The 23,116-nt window shown below is 64.5% G+C and carries 29 protein-coding genes; 5 read left to right on the top strand and 24 right to left on the bottom strand.

Annotation, left to right across the window (positions count from 1 at the left end; all coding sequences use genetic code 11):
* Positions 1–56: 56 nt before the first annotated feature.
* Complete coding sequence (gene glgA, locus CH281_RS03085) at positions 57–1,220, top strand: glycogen synthase (protein WP_027498054.1); 1,164 nt, start codon at positions 57–59, stop codon at positions 1,218–1,220.
* On the opposite strand, the gene CH281_RS03080 is transcribed toward glgA, so the two are convergent.
* The 7 genes from CH281_RS03080 to CH281_RS03050 form a co-directional block, all read right to left on the bottom strand.
* Positions 1,190–2,068, bottom strand: a complete 879-nt coding sequence (locus CH281_RS03080; protein WP_094692835.1) for a putative RNA methyltransferase — start codon at positions 2,066–2,068, stop codon at positions 1,190–1,192. The genes glgA and CH281_RS03080 overlap by 31 nt on opposite strands.
* A 172-nt stretch (positions 2,069–2,240) precedes the next feature.
* A complete protein-coding gene (locus CH281_RS03075; RefSeq protein ID WP_008714277.1) occupies positions 2,241–2,408 on the bottom strand; it encodes a DUF3117 domain-containing protein in 168 nt (55 codons plus the stop codon).
* Positions 2,409–2,504: 96 nt separating this feature from the next.
* On the bottom strand, positions 2,505–3,113 hold the full coding sequence (locus CH281_RS03070) for a DNA-3-methyladenine glycosylase I (RefSeq protein WP_094692833.1): 609 nt from the start codon (positions 3,111–3,113) through the stop codon (positions 2,505–2,507).
* Positions 3,110–3,523, bottom strand: a complete 414-nt coding sequence (locus CH281_RS03065; protein WP_094692831.1) for a DivIVA domain-containing protein — start codon at positions 3,521–3,523, stop codon at positions 3,110–3,112. Before CH281_RS03065 ends, CH281_RS03070 begins: the two co-directional genes overlap by 4 nt.
* A gap of 55 nt (positions 3,524–3,578) precedes the next feature.
* A complete protein-coding gene (locus CH281_RS03060; RefSeq protein WP_027498057.1) occupies positions 3,579–4,508 on the bottom strand; it encodes a glucosyl-3-phosphoglycerate synthase in 930 nt (309 codons plus the stop codon).
* Complete coding sequence (gene folP, locus CH281_RS03055) at positions 4,505–5,365, bottom strand: dihydropteroate synthase (RefSeq protein ID WP_027498058.1); 861 nt, start codon at positions 5,363–5,365, stop codon at positions 4,505–4,507. The genes CH281_RS03060 and folP overlap by 4 nt, the downstream gene beginning before the upstream one ends.
* Positions 5,362–5,799 (bottom strand): ester cyclase, encoded by a 438-nt coding sequence (locus CH281_RS03050; RefSeq protein WP_032375485.1) that lies wholly within the window; start codon positions 5,797–5,799, stop codon positions 5,362–5,364. Before CH281_RS03050 ends, folP begins: the two co-directional genes overlap by 4 nt.
* 54 nt (positions 5,800–5,853) lie before the next feature.
* On the opposite strand from CH281_RS03050, the gene CH281_RS03045 reads away from it, so the two are divergent.
* Complete coding sequence (locus tag CH281_RS03045) at positions 5,854–6,498, top strand: TetR/AcrR family transcriptional regulator (protein ID WP_179274089.1); 645 nt, start codon at positions 5,854–5,856, stop codon at positions 6,496–6,498.
* Here the strand turns inward: CH281_RS03045 and CH281_RS03040 are convergent.
* The 6 genes from CH281_RS03040 to CH281_RS26735 all read right to left on the bottom strand — a co-directional run bounded on the left by CH281_RS03040 (position 6,488) and on the right by CH281_RS26735 (position 11,925).
* Positions 6,488–8,263 carry a long-chain-acyl-CoA synthetase gene (locus CH281_RS03040; RefSeq protein ID WP_057472847.1) on the bottom strand — a complete coding sequence of 592 codons (1,776 nt, stop codon included), beginning with the start codon at positions 8,261–8,263 and terminating at the stop codon, positions 6,488–6,490. The two genes, CH281_RS03045 and CH281_RS03040, sit on opposite strands and share 11 nt — an antisense overlap.
* A 91-nt stretch (positions 8,264–8,354) precedes the next feature.
* Positions 8,355–8,918: a TIGR00730 family Rossman fold protein gene (locus CH281_RS03035; protein ID WP_230591713.1), complete on the bottom strand. Its 564-nt coding sequence runs from the start codon at positions 8,916–8,918 to the stop codon at positions 8,355–8,357.
* Entirely contained in the window at positions 8,915–9,685 is a 771-nt protein-coding gene (locus tag CH281_RS03030) for a TIGR00730 family Rossman fold protein (RefSeq protein WP_051365252.1), read from the bottom strand. The genes CH281_RS03035 and CH281_RS03030 overlap by 4 nt, the downstream gene beginning before the upstream one ends.
* 10 nt (positions 9,686–9,695) lie before the next feature.
* The gene (gene dapE, locus CH281_RS03025; RefSeq protein WP_094692827.1) at positions 9,696–10,781 is read right to left on the bottom strand and encodes a succinyl-diaminopimelate desuccinylase; all 1,086 of its coding nucleotides are present in this window, start codon (positions 10,779–10,781) and stop codon (positions 9,696–9,698) included.
* A 10-nt stretch (positions 10,782–10,791) separates the two neighbouring features.
* Positions 10,792–11,712, bottom strand: coding sequence for an SMP-30/gluconolactonase/LRE family protein (locus tag CH281_RS03020; protein ID WP_256983327.1), 921 nt, complete (start codon positions 11,710–11,712; stop codon positions 10,792–10,794).
* Between the two features lie 69 nt (positions 11,713–11,781).
* Positions 11,782–11,925 (bottom strand): hypothetical protein, encoded by a 144-nt coding sequence (locus CH281_RS26735; RefSeq protein ID WP_179274088.1) that lies wholly within the window; start codon positions 11,923–11,925, stop codon positions 11,782–11,784.
* A gap of 204 nt (positions 11,926–12,129) precedes the next feature.
* On the opposite strand from CH281_RS26735, the gene dapD reads away from it, so the two are divergent.
* Positions 12,130–13,083: a 2,3,4,5-tetrahydropyridine-2,6-dicarboxylate N-succinyltransferase gene (dapD, locus tag CH281_RS03010; RefSeq protein ID WP_032383853.1), complete on the top strand. Its 954-nt coding sequence runs from the start codon at positions 12,130–12,132 to the stop codon at positions 13,081–13,083.
* Between the two features lie 90 nt (positions 13,084–13,173).
* Here dapD and CH281_RS03005 read toward each other — a convergent pair whose 3' ends face one another.
* The 5 genes from CH281_RS03005 to CH281_RS02985 all read right to left on the bottom strand — a co-directional run bounded on the left by CH281_RS03005 (position 13,174) and on the right by CH281_RS02985 (position 16,617).
* A complete protein-coding gene (locus CH281_RS03005) occupies positions 13,174–14,541 on the bottom strand; it encodes an HNH endonuclease signature motif containing protein (protein ID WP_094692821.1) in 1,368 nt (455 codons plus the stop codon).
* 117 nt (positions 14,542–14,658) lie between these two features.
* Complete coding sequence (locus CH281_RS03000; protein ID WP_237606342.1) at positions 14,659–15,027, bottom strand: nuclear transport factor 2 family protein; 369 nt, start codon at positions 15,025–15,027, stop codon at positions 14,659–14,661.
* A gap of 28 nt (positions 15,028–15,055) precedes the next feature.
* Positions 15,056–15,511 carry a 6,7-dimethyl-8-ribityllumazine synthase gene (locus CH281_RS02995; protein ID WP_032383855.1) on the bottom strand — a complete coding sequence of 152 codons (456 nt, stop codon included), beginning with the start codon at positions 15,509–15,511 and terminating at the stop codon, positions 15,056–15,058.
* 10 nt (positions 15,512–15,521) lie between these two features.
* Complete coding sequence (locus tag CH281_RS02990; RefSeq protein ID WP_032369640.1) at positions 15,522–15,953, bottom strand: DUF1810 domain-containing protein; 432 nt, start codon at positions 15,951–15,953, stop codon at positions 15,522–15,524.
* Positions 15,954–16,032: 79 nt separating this feature from the next.
* The gene (locus CH281_RS02985; protein WP_032365369.1) at positions 16,033–16,617 is read right to left on the bottom strand and encodes a TetR/AcrR family transcriptional regulator; all 585 of its coding nucleotides are present in this window, start codon (positions 16,615–16,617) and stop codon (positions 16,033–16,035) included.
* A 61-nt stretch (positions 16,618–16,678) separates the two neighbouring features.
* Between CH281_RS02985 and CH281_RS02980 the strand changes: the two genes are divergently transcribed.
* Positions 16,679–17,440, top strand: a complete 762-nt coding sequence (locus tag CH281_RS02980) for an SDR family NAD(P)-dependent oxidoreductase (RefSeq protein WP_256983326.1) — start codon at positions 16,679–16,681, stop codon at positions 17,438–17,440.
* Between the two features lie 3 nt (positions 17,441–17,443).
* Here CH281_RS02980 and CH281_RS02975 read toward each other — a convergent pair whose 3' ends face one another.
* From CH281_RS02975 to CH281_RS02950, 5 genes are all read right to left on the bottom strand, one after another.
* Positions 17,444–17,929, bottom strand: coding sequence for a CoA-binding protein (locus CH281_RS02975; protein WP_027498072.1), 486 nt, complete (start codon positions 17,927–17,929; stop codon positions 17,444–17,446).
* Positions 17,926–19,224, bottom strand: a complete 1,299-nt coding sequence (locus CH281_RS02970) for an O-acetylhomoserine aminocarboxypropyltransferase/cysteine synthase family protein (RefSeq protein ID WP_027498073.1) — start codon at positions 19,222–19,224, stop codon at positions 17,926–17,928. The genes CH281_RS02975 and CH281_RS02970 overlap by 4 nt, the downstream gene beginning before the upstream one ends.
* A gap of 4 nt (positions 19,225–19,228) precedes the next feature.
* The gene (locus CH281_RS02965) at positions 19,229–19,741 is read right to left on the bottom strand and encodes an OsmC family protein (protein ID WP_032365366.1); all 513 of its coding nucleotides are present in this window, start codon (positions 19,739–19,741) and stop codon (positions 19,229–19,231) included.
* A 190-nt stretch (positions 19,742–19,931) separates the two neighbouring features.
* Positions 19,932–20,591, bottom strand: coding sequence for an SDR family NAD(P)-dependent oxidoreductase (locus CH281_RS02955; RefSeq protein WP_094692817.1), 660 nt, complete (start codon positions 20,589–20,591; stop codon positions 19,932–19,934).
* A gap of 47 nt (positions 20,592–20,638) precedes the next feature.
* Positions 20,639–22,039, bottom strand: a complete 1,401-nt coding sequence (locus CH281_RS02950; RefSeq protein WP_179274087.1) for an acyl-CoA synthetase — start codon at positions 22,037–22,039, stop codon at positions 20,639–20,641.
* Between the two features lie 17 nt (positions 22,040–22,056).
* On the opposite strand from CH281_RS02950, the gene CH281_RS02945 reads away from it, so the two are divergent.
* Positions 22,057–22,479 carry a hypothetical protein gene (locus CH281_RS02945; protein WP_032375457.1) on the top strand — a complete coding sequence of 141 codons (423 nt, stop codon included), beginning with the start codon at positions 22,057–22,059 and terminating at the stop codon, positions 22,477–22,479.
* 13 nt (positions 22,480–22,492) lie between these two features.
* On the opposite strand, the gene CH281_RS02940 is transcribed toward CH281_RS02945, so the two are convergent.
* A complete protein-coding gene (locus CH281_RS02940) occupies positions 22,493–23,110 on the bottom strand; it encodes a LysE family translocator (RefSeq protein WP_032390332.1) in 618 nt (205 codons plus the stop codon).
* Between the last annotated feature and the right edge of the window lie 6 nt (positions 23,111–23,116).

The following is a 23,116-nucleotide window of genomic DNA, read 5'->3' as shown; positions in this document are numbered from 1 at the left end:
GAGAGAACCTTGCTACCAGTACACGCACAACTGCCGGGGAATGTAGGTTCGTTCACGTGCGAGTAGCGATGATGACCAAGGAATACCCGCCGGAGATCTACGGTGGCGCAGGAGTTCATGTCACGGAGTTGACTGCGCAGCTGAAGTCGCTGTGCGAGGTGGACATCCACTGCATGGGAGCTCCGCGCGACACCGCACAGGTGCACGATCCCGATCCTGCACTCGCCGGAGCCAACGCAGCACTGACGACGTTGTCGGCGGAACTGCGGATGGCCAACGCGGCAGCGGGAGCGGACGTGGTGCATTCGCACACCTGGTACACCGGGCTCGCCGGCCACCTCGCGGCCGAGCTGTACGGAGTTCCGCACATTCTCACCGCGCACTCGCTCGAGCCGCGGCGACCGTGGAAGGCCGAGCAGCTGGGCGGCGGTTACCGCATCTCGTCATGGTCGGAAAAGAACGCGGTGGAATACGCCGACGCCGTCATCGCCGTCAGCGAGGGCATGGCCAAGGACGTGCTCGACGCTTATCCGCGCCTCGACCCGAGTCGAGTCCACGTGGTGCGCAACGGGATCGACACCGAGCGGTGGTACGCAGATCACGGCACGTCGACTCTCGACGAGATCGGGGTGGATCCCAGCAAGCCGATCGTCGCGTTCGTCGGCCGCATCACTCGACAGAAGGGCGTGGGTCACCTCATCGCCGCGGCACACCATTTCGATCCGTCGATTCAGCTCGTCCTGTGCGCGGGCGCGCCCGACACTCCGGAGATCGCCGCAGAAACCGAACGCGCAGTGGCGTTGCTGGCCGAGCAACGCAGCGGGGTCTTCTGGGTCAAGGACATGCTCCCCACCGACAAGATTCGCCAGATCCTCTCCGCCGCAGCAGTATTCGTCTGCCCATCGGTGTACGAGCCACTCGGCATCGTCAACCTCGAGGCGATGGCCTGCGAAACCGCGGTCGTGGCGTCGGACGTCGGCGGCATCCCCGAGGTCGTCGACGACGGCCGCACCGGACGGCTGGTGCACTACAACTCGTACGAGCCCGACGTCTTCGAGCGAACCCTCGCCGACACCGTCAACGAGGTTGCCCTGGACCCCGCACTGGCGACCGCGATGGGCAAGGCCGGCCGCGAGCGGGCCGTTGCCGAATTCTCGTGGGCCTCGATCGCGAAACAGACCCTCGCCGTCTACAACGACGCGCTGGCACGTCGGGGCTGAGACACCTTTCGGTAGGTCGACACCGTCACCGACGCGGTGACCGGGACGGTGTCGGGCAAATTCTTCAACGCCGCGGACCGCGCGTCGGGGTCGCCGTGCCGAGCCGACGGACCCATCCCGATGAGTTCCTCGATGTCGTTGTGCGAGAGCATCATCGAGTACTCGAGCGGGGCCTCGGCCACCGACTCGAACAGACCCGACAACGACTCGCCGAGCCGACGGGTCTTGTCCTCGTCGACGCCGATCAGCCCCAAAGGCCCGCGCAGCTCACGCTGATGCCGCGACGTCGGCGTAACGACCACCAACGTGCCGTCGTCGCCGAGAACCCGATGCAGTTCACCGGCATTGCGCGGCGAGAACACACACGTCACCGCAGACACAGCACCTGCCCGAACCGGTAGCCCACTCCAGATGTCCGCGACGACGCACCCGAGCCGCGAATGCGACCGCGCGGCTCGGCGTGCCGCGAACTTGGACACGTCCACCCCGACCCCCAGCGCGGCCGGACGCGCGTCCAAGACACCTGCGAGGTAATACCCGGTGCCGACCCCGACATCGAGGACCACGTCCGAGTCGGGCGGGACAGCCGCCGACACCGCCGCCGCGATGGGCTCGAAATGACCGCCACCGAGGAACTTCTCACGGGCTGTGACCATCTCGGCCGAATCACCGGTGAATTTGCCGCCGTCGCCTGTCAACAGGCTGACGTACCCCTGCCGAGCCACGTCGAACGAATGACCACGATCGCACCACAGACTTCGATCGGTCTCACCGAGACCCAGGCCCGACTCGACCTCACGGACGCGGCACTGTGGGCAGACCAGCAATTCGACGACGTCGGTCAGCATCGCGCACCTCTTTCACATCGAGACAGATTCTCCGCCACTCCCCCGGAAACGACCTGCCGATCACAACCCTGCTGATCACAACACTGCTGATGACAACACTGCTGATGACAACACAAAGCCCCGCTGGCCGGTGCGGCGAGCGGGGCTGAGCGATGATCGATCGACGTGGCGATCAGCCGGTGACGCCCTTCAGTTCGTCACCGAGTGCCGCGGCCTCGTCGGGGGTCAATTCGACGACCAAACGGCCGCCCCCCTCGAGCGGGACACGCATGACGATTCCTCGTCCCTCTTTGGTTGCTTCGAGGGGACCGTCCCCGGTCCGGGGCTTCATCGCCGCCATCCTCTGCTCCCTCCAGATCTGCGCCCACCTGCTCGGCGCCTCGGCCTAAAAGATAAATTCGTCGCGGGGCGACGGAGTGTCCTGTGCCATTCTTCCCTATCGCCGTCGATGGGGGGAACCTGAGTCGGTATTCGTGACCTGCACCCAACACCCTGACAGGTGATCGTCGACCATTCCGGTGGCCTGCATCAAAGCGTAAGCGGTAGTCGGACCGACGAACCGTAGCCCGCGGCGTTTGAGCTCTTTGGCCAATGCCGTCGATTCGGGTGTCGACGCGGGCACGTCGGTGAACTCCGTGAGCCGCTGTGACCTGGGCTCCGGCGCGAAGGACCACAGCAGAGTGTCGAGATCGGTGTCGTCGAGGTCGACGATCGCGCGAGCGTTGCTCACCGCAGCCTCGATCTTGAGTCGGTTCCGCACGATCGACGCGTCGTTCATCAACCGCTCCACATCGGCGTCGTCGAAGCGGGCCACTGCGTCGGGATCGAACCCGGCGAAAGCAGTGCGGAAGCTTTCCCGCTTGCGCAGGATCGTGATCCACGCCAGGCCCGATTGGAACGCTTCCAGACACAGGCGCTCGTAGAGCTCATTGCGGCCGTGCAGCGGCTGCCCCCACTCCGTGTCGTGATAGGTGCGATACAGCTCGTCGTCGGTGGCACCCCACGGGCAGCGCAGCTTGCCGTCCGGCCCCGCGACTGCGCTCACCGTTCGTCCGACTCGACCGTGCCTGTGACGCCCGAACTATCCGTGAGGCCGGCACTGTCGGTGAGGCCAGAACTATCCGTGAAGCCCGCACTGCCGGGCTGCCCCGACAGCGGGGATCGAGAACCTGACTCCTGCGCCGCGGACAGCCGTGACCGCAGCATGTCTATCTCGCCGCCCAGGCGCTCGAGAGCCCAGTCGACTTCGCTGGGCTTGTAACCCCGCAACGTCTGCTGGAACTTCAACGCGCGCACATCGGCACCGGTGACTCCTTCGGCCGGCAGCACTGTTGCGGTGGTTCTCTCGGGCAACGGCCCCAGCTCTTCACCGCGACCGAACACCGCTGCGGCGATGAAGAACAACGCCGCAGCGACGACTGCAATGACGATGATGTAGATCAACAGCGTCAACATGCCACGATCTTGTCACGGCTGTCCGACACGTCGGCTGGACGCACCTGGTGGTCGGTCAGATCAGCGAGTTCATCGCCGGTCGATCGGCCAACGAGACTTCGGTCGAGAACGGCTCGAACGAATCCCCGGCCACGCGGAACTGCATCAGTCCGGCACCGGAATCGACCATGCCGCACCGGTTGAGCATCGTTCCGACGATCTGCCGACTCATTGCCCCGAGTTCGACCAGCGGCCGATTGCGATGCTTTCGCACTCCCAGGTTCACCTGTCCGATGGCCTGCAGACCGAGCCGGTCGTATGTGTCGAGAAGCAGGCCGATCTCCACCCCGTAACCGGGCGCGAACGGCACCGCCGACAACAACTCGCGAGTGCCCGCGTACTCCCCGCCCAGCGGCTGAATCACGCCGGTCAGCTCCGGGCGCAGCGCCGCGAGCAAGGGTCGAGCCACCAACTCGGTGACGCGTCCACCGCCGTTGGCGTCCTCGGTGCCACTGACGCGAAGTGGACGTCGGTAGTAACCCTTGACGAGATGAATGCCGTCGCCCATCAGCAGAGGGCCGAGCAATTTCGGGACGAAGGCCGGATCGGGATTGATCAGATCGGAATCGACGAAGGCGATGAGGTCACCCGTCGACGCCGCGACCGATCGCCACAGCACCTCGCCCTTGCCCGGTACCGGATCGAGCCCCGGTACTGCCTCCTCGCGACTGATGACACGGGCGCCGGCCGCTCTCGCGCGCACCGCCGTCTCGTCGGTCGAGCCCGAGTCGAGCACGATCAGTTCGTCGACGAGGCCACCGAGCAACGGGTGGATGGTGTCGATGACGGCAGCCACCGTCTGTTCCTCGTTCAGCGCCGGAAGCACCACGGACACCGTGCGGCCCGCCTTGGCGGCCTCGAGCTCGGCGATGGTCCATTCGGGGGTGTCCCAGCTGTTGGTCTCGGACCACATTCGGGTCACGTCCGTTCGATCGGCCAGTGTCATGCCAGCCCCCTGACCGTCCGCGCCGGGGTTCGTCGTCCCTGGATCGCTGCCACCATGTCGACGACTCTTCTGGTCGACGCAACCTCGTGCACCCGGAACATCCGGGCTCCGCCTGCTGCGGCCAATGCTGTCGCTGCCAATGTTCCCTCCAACCGGTCGGCGAGCTCTACCCCTAGAGTCTCGCCTACGAAGTCCTTGTTGCTCAGCGCCATGAGCACAGGCCACCCGGTGTTTACAAGAACGTCCACGCGACGCAACAACTCGAGCCCGTGATAGGTGTTTTTCCCGAAATCGTGGGTCGGATCGATCAGAATCGAATCTTTCTTCACCCCCTCCGCGACCGCGTTATCGGCAGCTGCGGTGACTTCCGCGACCACATCGGCCACGACGTCGGTGTACCGAACCCGGTGCGGGCGGGTCCGCGGAACGGCACCGCCGGTGTGCGAGCAGACGATCCCGACTCCTTCGGCAGCGGCGACGCGCACCAACTCGGGATCGGCTCCGGCCCAGGTGTCGTTGATCAGATCGGCTCCCACACCGCAGGCCAGGCGAGCAACCTCGCTACGCCAGGTGTCGACACTGATCAGCAGATCCGGATACGCATCCCGGATCGCTTCGACGAACGGCACGACGCGGCGGATCTCCTCCGCCGCGTCGACGAGGTCACCGGGGCCTGCTTTGACGCCGCCGATATCGACCATGTCGGCACCCTCGGCGACAGCCCTGTGCACGGACGCCATCGCTGCATCGTCGGAGAAATTCGCGCCCCCGTCGTAGAACGAGTCGGGGGTGCGATTGACGATCGCCATGACCAGAGCTCGATCGTCGGCGACCGGCTTACCGCACAGAGTGCTCATTCATCCATAGTGGCATTTCGGCGGAGGTGCCCGAGCGCGATGGTGTCGGCACCCACATTCGCCCAGTGCCGGGCACCACGTCCGTCGGCGTCGAGCTCGATGACGTGGAACTGTTCGAGCGCAACGGGCAGCCCCGAGGATGGCACGCCGAACAGAGGCGAGCCCGTGTGGGTTCCCTCCATCTCGACCCGCGCGGCGATTCGGTCTCCTTCCCCGAAGAGATCACCGATCGTCACGCGCAGGTCGGGCATCGCAGAACGGAACATCGCGATCGCGCCTTTGAGGTGTGCCGCCATATCCGGTTCGTCCTGTCCGAAAGCGTGCCGGTCGACAGCGCTCGGCGCGAGTGCTGCATCCACCGTCGAGAGATCACCCCGCCCGAATCCGTCCTCGAAGACCCGTCCCACTCGATCTTTCGCCTGTTGGATATCCATGACGCCCCGATTCGTTCAAGTGGCACTCGGATCAATATGCATATACTCGACCCGATGACCGAAAACGTCAAGAGGACCTACAACTCCGCCGTGCGGCAACAGCAGGCCGAAGGCACCCGACTCCGCATCATCGAGGCCGCGCGCGGACTCTTCCTCGCCCACGGATACGGCACAACCTCGGTCCCGTCGATCGCCGCCGCGGCAGGTGTCTCGGCGGACACCGTCTTCCACGTCTTCAAGAACAAGCGCACGCTGCTCAGAGAAATGGTGGATCTGGACATCGGCGGAGACACCGACCCGACGCCGATCATGCAGCGCTCATCAGCATCGGCCGTGCGCGACGAACTCGATCAACGCACGCAGCTCCGCATGTTCGCGTCAGGAATCGCCGAACAGGTCGCGCGAATCAGAGCGGTCGACGACATCTTGCTCAGCGCGGCTGCCGTCGACGAGGACATCGCAGCACTACGACGCGATATCCAGGACCGACAACGCAGATCGGCGATGATGCAGATCGCCGAGTGGATCGGGGCACGTGGAGATCTGGCCGTTGACCTCGAAACGGCAGGAACCACCATCTGGGCCCTGACCAGCCCCGAAATGCACCGAATGTTGTGCGAGCGGTCGGGCTGGACGACCGACCGCTACGCACGATGGCTCGAGGCCACCATCGCCTCGAGCTTGCTGGTTACCCCTTAGGGGCCTTGCCGGCGGCAACCTCGTCGACGTAGCCGTCGTAGAACTTCTCGTAGCCACCGGACTTGCCGCGCAGCACGTGGAGTTCGCTGTCACCGTCTTCCTGGAACCCCAGCTTGCGTAGAGCGACCTTCTGGCTCTTGAACGTCGAGGTTTGCTCGAGGCTGTCGACGATGCGTACGAACAGCGGCACCGCGTAGGTCGGCAGCTTGTCGTAGAGGTGCTCGGCGAACGACTTACCGTCGAAGGACTCACCGTCGCGCAGTGTCACCGCAGCCATACCGGCCTTGCCGTCGGCACCCTCGATATCGACGCCGTAGACGACGGCCCCGTCCACTGCCGGGTGGCTACCGAGTGCACCCTCGACCTGGGTCGTGGCGACGTTCTCGCCCTTCCAGCGGAAAGTGTCTCCCAGCCGGTCGACGAATGCGACGTGCATCCAGCCCTGCTTGCGAACGAGGTCGCCGGTGTCGAACCACGCGTCACCGTCCTTGAACCCGTCGCGCACCATCTTCTTCTCGGTGGCCTTGTCGTCGGAATACCCGTCGAACGGAGCCCGGTCGGTGATCTTGGACAGCAGCAGGCCCACTTCACCGTTACCGACCTTGCGGAGCTTGCCGTCGTGGCCGCGCTTGGCCTTGCCCGACTCTTCGTCGTACTGCACCACGGCATACGGCAACGGGCAGATTCCGGCGGTCTTCTTCATGTTCAGTGCGTTGATGAAGGCGATGTTGCATTCGCTGGCACCATAGAACTCCGCGACGCGGGAGATACCGAATCGCTCGGTGAACTCCTCCCAGATCTCCGGTCGCAGTCCGTTGCCGACGATCAGCTTGACCGAGTTGTCCCGGTCGGAATCCTTCTTCGGCTGCGTGAGGAGGTACCGGCAGAGCTCGCCGATGTAGGTGAACGCCGTGGCCTTGTTGACGCGAATGTCTTCCCAGAAGTTGCTCACCGAGAACTGCTTACCGATGGCCATCGTCGCGCCGCCGGCGAGCACCGAGGACAGCGTCACCGTCAGCGCGTTGTTGTGATAGAGCGGAAGGCAGCAGTAGATGACGTCGTCGCCGCGCAGTCGCACGCCCATGTTGCCCAGGCCCGACATCGACTTGAGCCAACGGAAGTGGCTCATCAGGCTGGCCTTGGGCATGCCCGTCGTTCCCGAGGTGAAGATGTAGAACGCCTTCTCCTTGGCCTGGATCTCCGCGGTGACCGACGGGTTGGCCGTCGACGCCTTCGCGGCCAGCTCGCCGAGCTCCTTCAGCGGCAACACCGACCCGACCTTGGGCTCGTTGTCCAGAGAATCCAGCGCTTCCTGCGCGTTCTCGTCGAGGACCAGCACCTTCGCTTCGAGGATTCCGAGGCTGTGCTCGAGCACGTCGCCGCGCTGGTTGTAGTTGAGCATGCCTGCGGTGGCACCGAGCTTCACGGCAGCCAGCGCCGCGAACAGCGCCTCGGGGCGGTTCTTGCTCAGCACACCGACGACGTCGCCGCGTACGACACCCCGGTCGGTGAACACTGCGGCGTACTGATTGACCAGCGCGTTCGCGTCCTTGTAGGAGATCGACTCACCCTCGAAACGGACGAACGGTCGAGTGCTGTTCTTGGCTGCCGCGTCCTGGAAAATCAGTCCGATGGAGACCTTGTGGTCGGGCTTGCGGGTGAAGCCCGCCAGCCCCTTGAGCAGGCTCGGCACCTCCGTCACCATTTTCGGCAACGCGACCGCGAGGTCGGTCACTCCGATTTTCTGACGGGCATCGACAGCCATGAGCTCCCCTTTGAGACGATGTGAGATAACTAACCCTACTAGAGAGTAACAACTTCCAGCACTTCGTCAGGCGGGCTCGGTTGGTGAACTTTCACAACGCGCCGCACACGTCCAGGGCCTCGTCGACAGAAGTGGTGCGCACGAGCGCGTCGAGCGCTCGTTGCTGCACGAACCCGGTGGAGCTCAGACCGTCGATCCACTGCATCAGGCCGTCGAAGTGCCCGAACGGATCGAGCATCACCATCGGCTTGCTGTGCATGCCCAGATAGCCGGCCGTCCACGTCTCGAAGAGTTCTTCGAGCGTTCCGATGCCGCCGGGCAACGTGATGAACGCGTCGGCTCGGTCCTCCATGATCTTCTTCCGCTCACGCATCGTGTCGGTGACGATCAACTCGTCGGCATCGACGTCGGCGACCTCGCGGTGCACGAGCGCTTTCGGGATGACACCGACGGTGTTGCCTCCGGCTGCGCGTGTCGCCGCGGCCACCGCGCCCATCATCGAGACGTTGCCGCCGCCCGACACCAGCTGCCAACCACGCCGACCGATCTCGGTACCGACCTCATGCGCCAGATCGATGAACGACGCGTCGACCGGTCCCGATGCGCAGTAGACACACACGCTGATCCCCGACACGCCGACCGGCTGCACGCTCACTGCTGGGCCTCCCGGACGATGCGGACGGCCTCGTCGACGCTGTCGGTGCAATGGATGAGGTCGAGGTCCTTCTCGGACACCTTGCCTTCTTTCACGAGAGTGGTCTTGATCCAGTCGAGCAATCCCGACCAGAAGTCCTTGCCCAGCAACACGATCGGGAATCGTGTGACCTTCGCGGTCTGCACGAGTGTGAGCGCCTCGAAGAGTTCGTCGAGAGTACCGAAGCCTCCGGGCAGGCACACGAACGCTTGGGAGTACTTGACGAACATGGTCTTGCGTACGAAGAAGTATCGAAAATTGACACCGAGATCGACCCAGTCGTTGAGGCCCTGCTCGAACGGCAGCTCGATGCCCAGTCCGATGGAGTACCCGTCGGCCTCGCTCGCGCCGCGGTTCGCGCCCTCCATCACACCGGGACCGCCGCCGGTGATCACGGCGAAGCCTTCACGCGCCAGAGCAGCTCCGAGTTCACGCGCCCGCTCGTATTCGGGATGGTCGACGGGTGTGCGCGCCGAACCGAACACCGTCACCGCTCGCGGCACCTCGGCCAGAGCACCGAAACCTTCGACGAATTCGCTCTGAATGCGCAGCACGCGCCAGGTGTCCGAGTGGATCCAATTGCCGGATCCGCGTTCGTCGAGCAATCGTTGGTCCGACGTGGACGTCTCGGTGTTTCGACCGCGGCGAAGTACGACGGATCCCTTGTGTTTGGCAGGCTTTTCGCTGCCGATCTGTTCGAAACCACTAGGACCCTCGACGCTGTTCATGGCGTTCAGGCTATCCGGCGGAGAGGTAGCTCCGTAGAACCTGTGTGACGTGGGTGATCTGTTCGACCGGGACGCGCTCGTCGCGCTTGTGGGCGAGGTTGGGATCGCCCGGTCCGTAGTTGACCGCGGGTATGCCGAGGGCCGAGAACCGGGAGACGTCGGTCCAGCCGTACTTGGCCCGGAACTGCCCTCCCGCTGCCTCGATGAGCGCAGCGGCAGCAGGCTGGTTCAGACCGGGCAGCGCACCCGGTGACGAGTCGGTCACCTCGAACCCGAGATCGAGTCCGTCGACCACCTCACGAACATGCTCGACGGCCTCGTCGACACTGCGGTCCGGTGCGAAACGGAAATTGACGTCGAGCTCGGCGGCATCGGGGACCACATTGCCCGCCACCCCGCCGGCGATCCGAACTGCTTGCAGCCCTTCGCGATATACACATCCATCGATATCGACGCTGCGAGCGTGGTAGGCCGCCAGCCGATTGAGCACCGCACCGAACTTGTGAATGGCGTTGTCGCCCAGCCAGGATCGGGCACTGTGCGCTCGGGTTCCCGACGCCGTCAGCCGAACACGCAGTGTGCCTTGGCAACCGGCTTCGATGAACCCGCCGGACGGTTCGCCCAGAATCGCGACGTCGGCGTTCAGCCATTCGGGTAGCTCACGTTCGATGCGACCGAGACCGTTGCGTGAGGCAGCAATCTCCTCGCAGTCGTAGAACACCAGAGTCAGGTCGTGTGCCGGGTTGTCGATCGTTGCGGCGAGGTGAAGAAACACCGCATTGCCCGACTTCATGTCGACGGTCCCGCAGCCGTGCAGGATGTCCCCCTCGGCGCTCTCGTGCTCGCGCCTCGACGGGACGTTGTCGGCTATCGGCACGGTGTCGAGATGACCGGCGAGCATCACCCGTGAACCCAGCCCGCGGTTGGTTCTGGCCAGGACGGCGTTGCCGCTCCGAATTATCTCGAAGCCCGTGGTCTGCTCGCGAAGTGCCTGCTCCACCTCGTCGGCGATACGCGCCTCGTCCTCACTGACACTGGGGATGTCCACCAGCGCTGCGGTGAGGTCTATCGGGTCGGCATGCAAATCGAGCGTCACGGCGACAACCCTAGGCTTTGGGCCCCGGAATCTCGCGGACCACGCCGTCGAAGCCTGCGCCGAACAATCTTCCGCTCGAAAACCCCTGCTCGGAGCGACCGTAGGAGACGACACTGGTCAACCGAGTGCCGGTACCGATCACGCAGGTGACCCCCGGAGCATCGATGCGGACGACGGAACCGCCTGCATTGAGCGGTACCACCGGACGGCCGGCGGCGTCGAGAGTGAGACCGTCCGGGGCAGCCAACGAGTCGAGCCCCTTCAGATCGAGCAGGTCTTCCGGTGCCGACGGATTTGCAATCGGAATTCGACTGACGCCCGCGTTCACGAAAGTCCGAGAGACGTAGAGATATTTCCCAGCGGCATCGAGCACCGCGCCGTTGGCGCTCAGCAAGCGCGCCCAGCTCGGGTCGACAGAACCGTCGGGGCTGATTCGGCCGATGAGCGAACCGAAGTCGTTGGTGGCGTAGACGGTTCCGTCCGCAGCAACGGCGAGTCCATTGGCAGCACTGAGTCCCTTCGCAAAGGGAGTGGCGGCAAGGGTGTCGATGTCGAGTCGAACGATGCCGGCGGCCTTGACGACGTCTCCGACGAATACACGGGGATCGGCACCGTAGCCGACCAGGAGCGTCCCGTCGGGCATCCACGCCAGAGCTCCGCCGCCGCCGCTGGGAACCTTCGCAATGGGATACGCGGGCTGTCCAGGTGCGTCGATGCGGTACACCCGGCCCGAGACGATATCGGTGACATACGCGCGGCCCGACCCATCGACGGCAAGGCCCTCCAGCGCAGCCCCAGGAATTTTCGCGACCTCTGCCGACTTCCCGCCGACGCCGGCGCAGTTGGGTGCGGCGGCTGCGGTACCGGAACCGGCTACCACGCCGGTCACCGCGAGGAGTGATGCAGCGACCACCGAGTTTATCGAACGCATAGCTATTGACCTGCTCGATCTCATGGAATCCCCCGCCTACGGCGACCCCCTGTCAGCCGATGGGCATTTCTACCACGCCTCGGCGACAACCAAGCCGAAAGCGACTCCGAGAATGATGGTCGAAGCGAAGGTTGCCACCAACCCGGTGAACGACATCCCGTCGGCCATCATCGACACTGCTCCTCTTCCGAGCGAACTCCTGCGGGTGGTCATTGTCGTCACTCTGTCAGCCCACGGGCCCCGGGCCGGTCTCCGCGAATCCCGATGTGGTCACGCTCGTCAGCCGAACGGATAACGAACCGCCGTCGTGACCGAACCGGCGACTACCGCCGGTCGGTGTGCCCGGAAATCACCTGGGAACCTGCGGCGCCCAGTCACCGAACCACGCACGACGCACCACCGCGTATTCTTCGAGCCGTGAGTGCACAGGGAGCAACAGCAGTAGGTATTGCCAACATCACGACATCGGGCGTAGTTCTCGACACCTGGTTTCCGAGCCCGGAGCTCGGGTCCGATCTCGAGGCCGGCACGACTCGGCTCGAAGGATCCGACATCCCCGCGGAGCTGGCCGCGCTGGTCGGTGCGGACGAGGCGCGCGGCGTCGAGGTCGTCGCAGTGCGCACCAACATCGCATCTCTGGACGATGCTCCGATCGACGCCCACGACGCGTACCTACGACTGCATCTGCTGTCGCATCGCCTGGTCGAGCCGCACGGTCAGAATCTCGACGGACTGTTCGGACTGCTCGCCAACGTCGTCTGGACCAACTTCGGACCCGCAGCGGTCGAGGGCTTCGAGACTGTGCGTGCGAAGCTACGTGCCCGCGGCCAGGTAACCGTCTACGGCGTGGACAAGTTCCCGCGCCTGGTCGATTACGTCGTTCCCACCGGCGTCCGCATCGCCGACGCCGACCGTGTGCGCCTCGGTGCTCATCTGGCCAGTGGAACGACGGTCATGCACGAGGGCTTCGTCAACTTCAATGCAGGCACGCTCGGTAACTCGATGGTCGAGGGACGCATCTCCGCGGGCGTCGTGGTGGGTGACGGTTCCGACGTGGGCGGCGGTGCGTCGATCATGGGCACGCTGTCCGGTGGCGGCAAGAACGTCATCTCCGTCGGCAAGAGCTGCCTGCTCGGTGCCAACTCCGGACTCGGCATTTCACTCGGTGACGACTGCGTCGTCGAGGCGGGGCTGTACATCACCGCCGGAACGAAGGTCAGTGGACCAGATGGAACCGTGGTGAAGGCGGCGACGCTGAGCGGCAAGTCCAACCTCCTGTTCCGTCGTAACTCGCTCTCGGGTGCGGTCGAGGTTGTGCCGTGGAAGGGCACCGGCGTCGAGCTGAACGCTGCGCTGCACGCCAACGACTGAGAGCCTGATCGACTCCAATCGATCAGACGGACAATCTCTTCCGGCCCCGCACCGTGTTCTCGGTGCGGGGCTGGTGTGCGTTCGAGGGGCCTATGCGATGTGGGGGCCTGCTCGGGCGTGGGATTGTCTCGGTTGTCGGTAGGGGTCGACGGATGCCGGCGGTACGAACCAGGGGTGCTGATCGGTGCCGATGAACACTTCCCAATCGGAGTGGTGGATGAGTCGGTGGTGGAATCCGCAGAGGAGGACGAGGTTGTTCATGTCGGTGGGGCCGCCGTCGGTCCAGTGCCAGATGTGGTGGCCTTCGGTCCAGGCTGCGGGTTTGCCGCAGCCGGGGAATGCGCAGCCGTGATCGCGGGCAGTCAATGCGCGTTTCTGTTTCGCGGTGACGGTGCGGGCGGTGCGGGCGAGGTTGAGTGGGTTGCCGTTCTCGTCCATGACGATGGCGGTGAGAAGGCAATCGCAGGCGACTTGGCGAGAGGTGTTGCGGGAGAGCGGGCCCATCCACGGCAGCCAGCCGACGGTGGTGCCGTCGCCGAACAGGTCCCGATATGCGCCACGATCCGCAGTCACTGAACCGGCCTCGTTGTTGGTTTCTGCTGTGGTGTCGATGTCGACCGGGTCGACCAGGTCTGAGTCGAATTCTGTTGCAGCGCGGGTGGTTTCGTCATCGGTGATGTCGTCGGTGTTCTGACCGCTCAGGCTGTGGAGGTCCTGCAACCGGATGTGGAGGTTGATGTGGGGTCTCTCTCCGCCTTCGGTGGGGCGATCCTTCGAGGCGAGGTAGTGGTCGAGGATGTGTCCGAAGGCGTCGGCGCGTCGCCTCGCAGGACTGCGTTCGTCGGGGGTGCCGTCGGCTGCGGGCCGAGGTTCGGTCAGCGGTGAGAGTGCGGTGAAGAGCTTTTCTGCGGTGACGGCATCGAAGTCGGCCTTGAGGCACAGGCGTTGGTTGAGCATCTTCGATGCGAACAGTTCGTTGCGGTCGGTGTCCTCAGGGGGCGGCTTGTCGCTGCCGTAGGTGTCTTCGAGTTTGGTGATCGCTTCACGGATCTTGTCGGTGCGTGCCCCAGGCCCGGTGGCGGCGGTGATCATCGCGGTGCGGGCGATATCGCGACCCTCTTGCGGGAGGTTCTTCGGTGGTGTTTCAGCGAAGGTGAGGATCAGGGCGGCGTGGTCGACGGACATGACGCCGGTGTTCACAGCGTCGGCGATGTCGGGGAAGTTCTTCAGTCCGCGGGCGAGGGCAACGATCTTGTTCGCTTTGCTGGGGGTGAGGAGGGTGGTGGAGGTGAGCCATCCTGCGGGTCCGGGGAAGCCGAGCTTCTCCCGGCTCACGCGGGTGTCGATGTCGGCGACGAGGGCGATCCGCCGGGCCTCCAACAACTGGATCTTGTGGGAGACATCAGCAGCGTCGGCGAGGAGTTCGCTTTCGCTCAGTTGCCAGATCTCCGTGGTCATGGAGATAAGTGTATCGAACGGGTGTTCGATAAACAATGATGGTGCAATCGAAAACTATTGCTGTGCATAAGGATTCGTGAATCGCAACCTGTCGGTGGCCCATGGTAAGAGAAATGCCTAGAGCACAACGGTCCCTTGGTGATACAGGATTGTCCACTCCCCCGCGCGTCGCTGCCAGAGCGTCGCTCGCCGCGTAAGTCTGTCGACCTGCAGCAAGGTGTACGTCAGCAAGTACGTGTCCGGGGCAACCTCACGGACCTCGAAATCGCTGGTTTCCCAGTCGACGTCGTGGTCTCCTGACGGGTCCTGTCGATAGCGCTTCCCGAGAACGGCCCACACCTCGTCACGGTCGTATCGGGTACCGGACGCACCGACCTCCCAGAAATCGACATCGGTCAGACGATCGAAATCTTCACGCGTGATGCCGTACTCACGGCGGTGGAAAATGGGTTCACGCCGTTCGAGCTCCGCGAGCACGGATCGCACGTCGACCACCGGTCTGCCTGCGGCAGCGTCAGCCGATGGTTCCGAGCGAAGCCAGTGTCTTGACCACGGCGCGCGCGGCCTCAGCGCCCTTGGTTTCGAGGTGCGCGGTGAAGAAGGCGTTGTGATCGGCGTGTTCGTGGAAGTGATGTGGAGTCAGGACCACCGAGAACACGGGGACGTCGGTGTCGAGCTGCACCCGCATCAGCCCGTCGATCACCGCCGTTTCGACGAAGTCGTGTCGGTAGATTCCGCCGTCCACGACGAGCGCTGCAGCGACGATCGCCGCATACTTTCCGGTTCTGGCGAGACGCTGCGCGTGCAGCGGGATCTCGAATGCTCCGGGCACCTCGAAGACGTCGACCGCGGTGTCGGCATGGCCCAACTGCTCGAGTTCGGCGGAGAAACCCACCCGCGCACGATCGACGATGTCCAGGTGCCAGGTGGCATGGACGAAGGCAATGGATCCGGCGAGTGGAGTGGTCATGGATGCGATGCTAGCGGTATCGCTCGTCGAGCAAGTCGAGTGTTGCGCCATCGAATTCGCCGGAGAAATACTTCTGCAACACTTCGACGAAAACGGACTGCCCCTTGGTAGCTTCGGCGAAAAGCGTCATGGACGAGTGCAGCTTCAGATTGTCCGGGTAACCGAAGATCTCGTCGACCGTGCTGCCCTCGACCGCAAGAGTGAGCTGCGCGGCTTTCTTCAGGCGTGGCCCGAGAACTTCGTGGGACAGGTACAGCTCGGCCTCGGTCAGGTCTGCGATGCCGAAGTGCTGAGCGGTGGCACTGCGGCCCAGGCCGGCCAACTGCGGAAACACGAACCACATCCAGTGAGTCTGTTTCCGGCCTGCCTTCAACTCCTTGACCACGACGTTCCAGACGGGATCCTGGGCGTCGACGAAGCGTTGCAGGTCGTATTCGGTCATACCGACAACTTAGCGACACAGGAGTGGAGCCCGCGGAATGACCCGGACGGGCGGGAGTGGAGCCTGCGGAACGACCCGGTCAGGTGAATCCGCGGAGCAGGGTGTCGACCGTGGCGTCGAGCAGGTCATCGGCAGGGATGCCGTCGAGGAGGTCGCCGGCGGCGAGCACGGCGAGTCCGTGGACGCTCGCGAACGCGACGCGGGCGAGGACGGCAGGCGATGCTTCGGTGATGACTCCCGCGTCCATCGCAGCGCGCAACAAGGATTCCGTCGCCGCCATGCTTTCGTGCGCAACGTCTTTGAGTTGTTCGCTGGCCTCGGGGTGATGCTTGGTGCTGTACATGACGTCCAAGAGCTGCGGGTGTTCGACGGCAAAACCCAGGTAGGCGCGGGCGACACCACGAAACTTGGCCAGCAGCTCTCCCGGACCGGTGGCCGCGTCGACCATTCGCCGATTCATTTCCTGAAAGCCGTGCAGCGCCAACGCATCCAGCAGTGCTTGCTTGTCGCGGAAGTGGCGCGCAGGGGCTGCGTGACTGACACCCACGTCTCGGGCCAACTGCCGCAGCGACAGCGCATCTACGCCGTCGCGGGCGATGCTCTGCTCGGCCTCCTCCAGGAGCACCGCGCGCAGATCACCGTGGTGGTAGCGCTCCGTTGCCATGGACTCACCCTAGGCGATGTTGGCGTTGACAACAATGATGACAGTGCCTACATTTGCGCGCATGACATCCACAGCACTCATCACCGGGGCGAGCTCCGGCCTCGGCGAGGAATTCGCACATCGCTTTGCCGCACGCGGCGAGAACGTCGTCCTCGTGGCACGCCGGGCGGACCGACTCGAGACACTTGCCCGCCGCATCGAAGCAGACCATGGCATCACCGCGACCGCCGTCGCCATGGACCTGGGCGTACCGGGCATCGGCGAGTCACTACGAAAGAACCTGGCCGACAAAGGGATAACACCCACGACGCTGATCAACAATGCAGGATTCGGGACCCACGGGCGCTTTCGCGACGAGGATCCGGCGCGGGTGGCGTCGGAAATCGCATTGAACGTCAGCGCGCTGGTGGATCTGACACATGCGTTTCTGCCGAATCTGACCGGCGCGTTGATCAACATCGCGAGTACCGCTGCGTACCAGCCCACTCCGAACATGGCGGTCTACGGGGCGACGAAGGCCTTCGTACTGAACTTCACCGAGGCGCTCGCCTACGAGTACCGCACGTCACCGCTGAAGATCCTCGCTCTCTCCCCCGGCCCGACGCGCACCGAGTTCTTCGACGTCGTCGGATCCGAGGATGCCGCAGTGGGCAACTTCCAGACCTCCGAGCAGGTGGTCTCGACGGCCATGCGCGCCTTGGACTCTCGCCGTACCCCTGCCAGCGTCGTGTCCGGTCTTTCCAACAAGATCAGCGCCGGCAGTGTGCGTCTCGCGCCACGATCGTTGGCCGCGATAATCAGCGGTCGCCTACTGAAGGCCTGACCCCTAACCCCGCGGTCGACGCGAATCGATCACTCCCGTGTCGAATCCGGCCAAGTGCAGCCCGCCGTGGAAGCGGGCGTGTTCGATCTTGAGGCACCGGTCCATGACGACGTTCAGTCCCGCCGCCTCGGCGTCGTGGGCAACCTGCTCGTGCCACAACCCGAGCTGCAACCAGATCGTCTTCGCCTGCGCAGCAATGGTTTCGCTCAACACATCCGGGAGATCGTCGTACTTGCGAAAGACGTCGACCAGGTCCGGACTTTTCGGTAGATCCGCGAGAGTCGGATAGACGGTCGTTCCTTCGATGTCCGAGACCGTCGGATTGACGAGAAATATTTCGTAGTTGCTTGTCGAGGACAGATACCGATTGACGAAATAGCTTGCTCGCGACGGGTTCTTGGACGCACCGACGATCGCGACGGTTTTCGTCTCACGCAGGATCCGCTGACGGTCCTGAGCGGAGGGTCCCTGCCAGGTTCGTTCGCTCATGACCGCGCCTTCCCGGTTGCCAGCGTCAAGGCCTGATCGAGATCCCACAGCAGGTCCTCGCCGTCTTCGAGGCCGACACTGATCCGAATGAGTTCGGGCCCCACCCCCGCGCCGGCCAGTTGATCATCGCTGAGCTGTCGGTGGGTGGTGCTGGCCGGGTGGATGACCAGGGTGCGTACGTCGCCGATGTTCGCGACGTGACTGGCCACCTGGACGCTCTCGACAAACGTTCGGCCGGCGTCGCGACCACCTTCGATGCCGAATGCGAACACCGCGCCCGGACCCGAGGGCAGATATTTCGCGGCGCGGTCGTGGTGCGAATGACTCTGCAATCCAGCCCATCTCACGTACTCGATGCGTGGGTCCGACTCGAGCCACTCGGCGACGACGCGCGCATTGGCCACGTGCGCGTCCATGCGCTGCGGCAACGTCTCGACGCCCTGGATCAGCGTGAAGGCAGAGTGCGGAGCCAGTGCTGCACCGATGTCGCGCAGTTGCTCACTGCGCAATTTGGTGAGAAATCCGTACTCCCCGAAGTTGCCCCACCACGACAGGCCCCCGTACGAGGCCACCGGCTCGGTCATCTGCGGGAACTTGCCTCGGCCCCAATCGAATCGACCGGACTCCACCACGACGCCGCCGAGCGTGGAGCCGTGACCGCCGAGAAACTTCGTTGCCGAGTGAATGACGATGTCGGCTCCGAACTCGATCGGCCGGCTCAACCACGGTGTCGCCATCGTCGCGTCGACCACCAGCGGGATCCCATGATCGTGCGCGACCGCGGCGAGACCCTCGAGATCGGCGATCTCACCGGAGGGGTTACCGATGACCTCCGCGTAAATCAACTTGGTCGAATCTGTTACCGCCGCCGCATAATCGGCCGGGTCCGTGCCGGGAACGAAGGTGGTCTCGACGCCGAAGCGCCGCAGTGTGACGTCGAGTTGCGTCACGGTTCCGCCGTAGAGTCCGGCTGCCGCGACGATGTGATCACCGGTGCCGGCCAGCGCGGCGAACACCGCGAACTCGGCCGCGAGCCCGCTGGCGAACGCGACCGCCCCGATGCCGCCTTCGAGGCTCGCGATGCGCTCCTCGAAGGCGGCGACCGTCGGGTTACCGATGCGGCTGTAGACGTTGCCGTACTTCTGCAGAGCGAACAGATCCCCTGCGTCAGCAGAATCCTCGAACACGTAGCTCGCCGTTTGATAGATCGGCACCGCACGCGAACCGGTTGCCGAGTCGGGCCGCGCGCCGGCGTGAATTGCTCTGGTACGCAGGCCGAATGTTCGCTCGCTCATGACGTCAGGCCGTTTCGAGGACGGTGTGGATCGGCGTGGGGTTACGCGTGAGATCCAGTACCGGGCAGTGATCGTCCACGGCCTGCTGCAATTCCTCGTACCGCTCACGGGTCTCGGGCCCGGTGACCGTCACGACGACGCGCACCTCACCGAATCCCGGCCGCACGTCGTCGTCGAAACCGAAGAAGCCACGTACGTCGAGGTCGCCCTCGGCCTTCGCCTTGATGTCGTCGACGACGATACCGAGCTTCTCGGCCCAGACGCGGTACGTGACCACCTGGCAGGACAGCAGCGACGCGAGGTAGTACTCCACGGGATTGGCGGCCGTGTTCTCTCCGCCGAGGGCCGGCGGCTCGTCGACCTCGACGCTGAACTTGCCGAGTGTGACGGTGCTGGCGACGGCATCGTGCGCGGTGACGGAGGCACGGAATACAGCGTGAGCGTTCTTCGCGTCCGCGCGTACTGCGTCGTCGGTGGCAGCGATGACGCCACCGAGATGGGAGACAGATGTGGTCATGAGTGATCCTGTTCGTCGAAAAAGGTTGCCGGAACGACCCGAGGAGCGTGCGGAGCTCGTCGGGGCTGGGTTCGATCGACAGTTACGAACAGGAAGAAGTGCAGACCAGGCACAGATCGATGGTGCGACGACGCACGAGCCTTCTGCCCGCGTCGGTCACATGTGTCTCGGTCACGGTGCCGACAATAGCCTAAGAGAACTGGTCTGCGCCGACGTCGGTTTCGTCGTCGGTGATCGCGGCGACGATCCGTGCTGCCACTGCCTCCGGCGTCAGGCCCTGCGGCAGTTTCGGTGCCTGCCCTGCGATCGGCCGCGTTGCCAGCCCCGTCTCGGTGTGCGGAGGCCGTACGTCGACGATACGGATCTTCGACTTCCGCGCTTCTGTGCGAACACTGTTCACCAGAGCACTCGCCGCGGCCTTGCTCGCCGAGTAAGCACCCATGTTGGGCATCGGCTTGTCTGCGACCACCGCACTGATGTTCAGTACGAATCCACCCTGATCCAGAGTGGTCAGCGCTTCACGCATGATGCGCAGCGGTGCCAGGTAGTTGAGCAACAGCAGCTCGTCGACGGTGTCGTCGTCCACCTCGGCGACCGAACCGAAGGCCACCACACCCGCCGCGATCACGATCCCGTCGAGACCGCCGTGGTGTTCGACGGCCTCCGCGACTACCGATCGAGCCGAATCCGGCAGCGTCAGATCGGCATTCACCGTGTGATGCTCCGCGGACTCGAGGCTGCGTCCGCTGATGGTAAGCCGCGCGCCGGCCTGGGCGAGTTGCTCGACGATCGGACCGCCGAGCCCGCCACTGGCACCGAATACGAGAATGCGTGCGCCGTCGAGGTTCATGACTCGAAGCTAGCGCGTTGCACCCGACCCGCGCTCACAACGCGGAGTCAGCCGAGGAGCTTCTTCTGCACCTTGCCCATGGCATTGCGCGGCAGCGAGTCGACGACGCGAATCTCCCGGGGGCGCTTGTGGATCGACAATTCGGTGGCCACCAGGTCGATGAGCACTCGGTCCTCGACCTCGGTACCGACGACGAACGCCACGATGCGTTGACCCAGATCGTCGTCGGGCAGGCCGACGACAGCTACTTCGTCCACGCTCGGGTGGCCCAGCAACACCGTCTCGATCTCCCCCGCGCCGACGCGATAGCCGCCGGACTTGATCAGGTCGGTCGAGGCTCGCCCGACGATGCGGTGGAACCCGTCTGGCTCGATGAGCGCGACGTCCCCGGTGTCGAACCACCCGTCCTCGGTGTAGGTCTTCGCCGTCGCCTCGGGGTTGTTCAGGTAGCCGTCGAACAACATAGGGCAGCGGATCTGCAAGGCACCGATGGATTCGCCGTCGTGCGGCAGGATGTCGCCCTGCTCGCCCAGCAGTCGGGTTTCGACGCCTGCGACGGGCAGTCCCACCGATCCTGGTCGACGTTCACCGTCGGCGCGGGTGCTGATGGTGATGAGGGTTTCGCTCATGCCGTACCGCTCGATGGGAGCCTGACCGGTGAACTCACGCAGCTTCTCGAACACCGGAACCGGGAGCGGCGCACTGCCGGACACCAATAGTCGGGCGTGGGCCAGGGCGCGGGCGGACGTCTCATCCGCGGCGACGCGCGACCATACGGTCGGCACCCCGAAATACAGAGAACCCCGCGCTGCCGCATAGAGCTCGGGAGTCGGTTTGCCGGTGTGGATCAGCGGGCTGCCGACTCGCAGTGGGCCGAGCAACCCGAGAATCAGTCCGTGCACGTGAAACAGCGGAAGACCGTGCACCAGAGTGTCTTTCCACGTCCAGCTCCAGGCCTGCGCCAACGCGTCGAGCCCGGCCGCGATGGCGCTGCGAGAAATCAACACACCTTTCGGTGAGCCGGTGGTGCCGGAGGTGTAGAGCACGAACGCGATCGACGACGGCTGCGGCTCGGGGTAGCTGTGCCACGACCGTGCGTGCTGACGCACCGGCAGAACCGTCAGCCCCGCGGTGTCCGGCGGCGCTTCGCCGAGCCACGCCTGCGCACCCGAATCGCGGAGGATGTGCTCACGTTCGGCCGAGCCTGCATCCGGTGGGACGGGAACAACGGTGACGCCGGCAATCAACGCACCGACGACGGCGAGCACCGTTTTCACCGATGGCGTCGCGTGGATGGCGAGCCGATCTGCCCGGCCGATGCGCTCGGCTACGGAAGTCGCCGCTCCCAGGATGTCGGCACGAGAGAGCGAGATGCCGTCGATGGTGACGGCGTCGGGAATATCGTCTCCCCGCGCAACGGCGAGTGGGTTCAGTGAACGAAGCAGCACATGGCTACCGTACAGACATGGACGTGGACGGAATCGACACCGGCGACTACGCCGAGTACATGACGGTCGCCGCCGGTGACCTGCAGGCGGGTGTCTATCTGATCGGAACCGACGCCGAACAGGACGTCGATTCCGAGGACGACCTCGACCTGGACCTCGAGGACGAGGACTCCGACGACGAGGACATCGACCTCGCGCACGTCAGTGACGGAGCGCCGCGACTGGTCTACTCGGTGCAGTCCGACGATTTCTGGACGCGAGTGGAGTTGGCCGACCTCCGAGCGACTCAGCTCTACGAGGAGGCGCACGCGCGCAACCCCGAGGTCAACGCCGAACCGAAGCGGTTCACCACCGTCGAAGCCTTCGGCAGCAACGAATTGGTCTACATCCTGCGCATCAGGCGCGGCGGATGGGACGTCGGCGAGCCGGGTCTCGACTGACGGTCCACCGCAACTAGGCCGAGGACGCCACCGTTCCGATTCCGAGGGCGACGAGGAATCCAGCGCTGATGCGGTCCAGCCAGTCGGTCACGGCCGGTTTACGCAGCAGCGTCACAGCGCGTGAGGCGAGAACGGAGAACACTCCCATCACCACGGCAGCGACAACCACCTCGACCAGACCGAGCGTCATGGCACCGGTGAACGTGACGACGGTGAGGAACTGCGGTACCACCGCGAGGTAGAACAGTCCGACCTTCGGGTTGAGCGCGCACGAGAGAACTCCGGCACCGAACGCCGACCACGCGGACGCAGCGACAGGCAGGAGCGGCTCGCCGTCCACCTTGTTCTTACGTCGCGCCCGGAAAGCCTTCACGCCCAGATACAGCAGGTACAACCCACCGAGAACTTTGACGACGCGGTATGCCGTCGCGGATTGCTCGACGATCGCCGCCAACCCGACGGCCACCAGCACGGCCCAGAACAGTCCGCCGATCGCGACACCCATCGCCGCAGCGACGCCTGGCTTGAGGCCGCCGATGCTGTAGCGGAGCACCAGAAACGAATCCGGCCCGGGCAGAATCGCCAGCAGAAAGCACACACCGGCGAAGCTGAGCAGCAGGCTGAGGGTCATGAGTAC

The sequence above is a fragment of the Rhodococcus sp. 06-221-2 genome, from assembly GCF_002258365.1.
In the GTDB taxonomy this organism is placed as follows: Bacteria; Actinomycetota; Actinomycetes; order Mycobacteriales; family Mycobacteriaceae; genus Rhodococcoides; species Rhodococcoides fascians.
The sequence above is the reverse complement of the archived record's forward strand: the minus strand, read 5'-3'. Positions and strand labels throughout refer to the sequence as shown.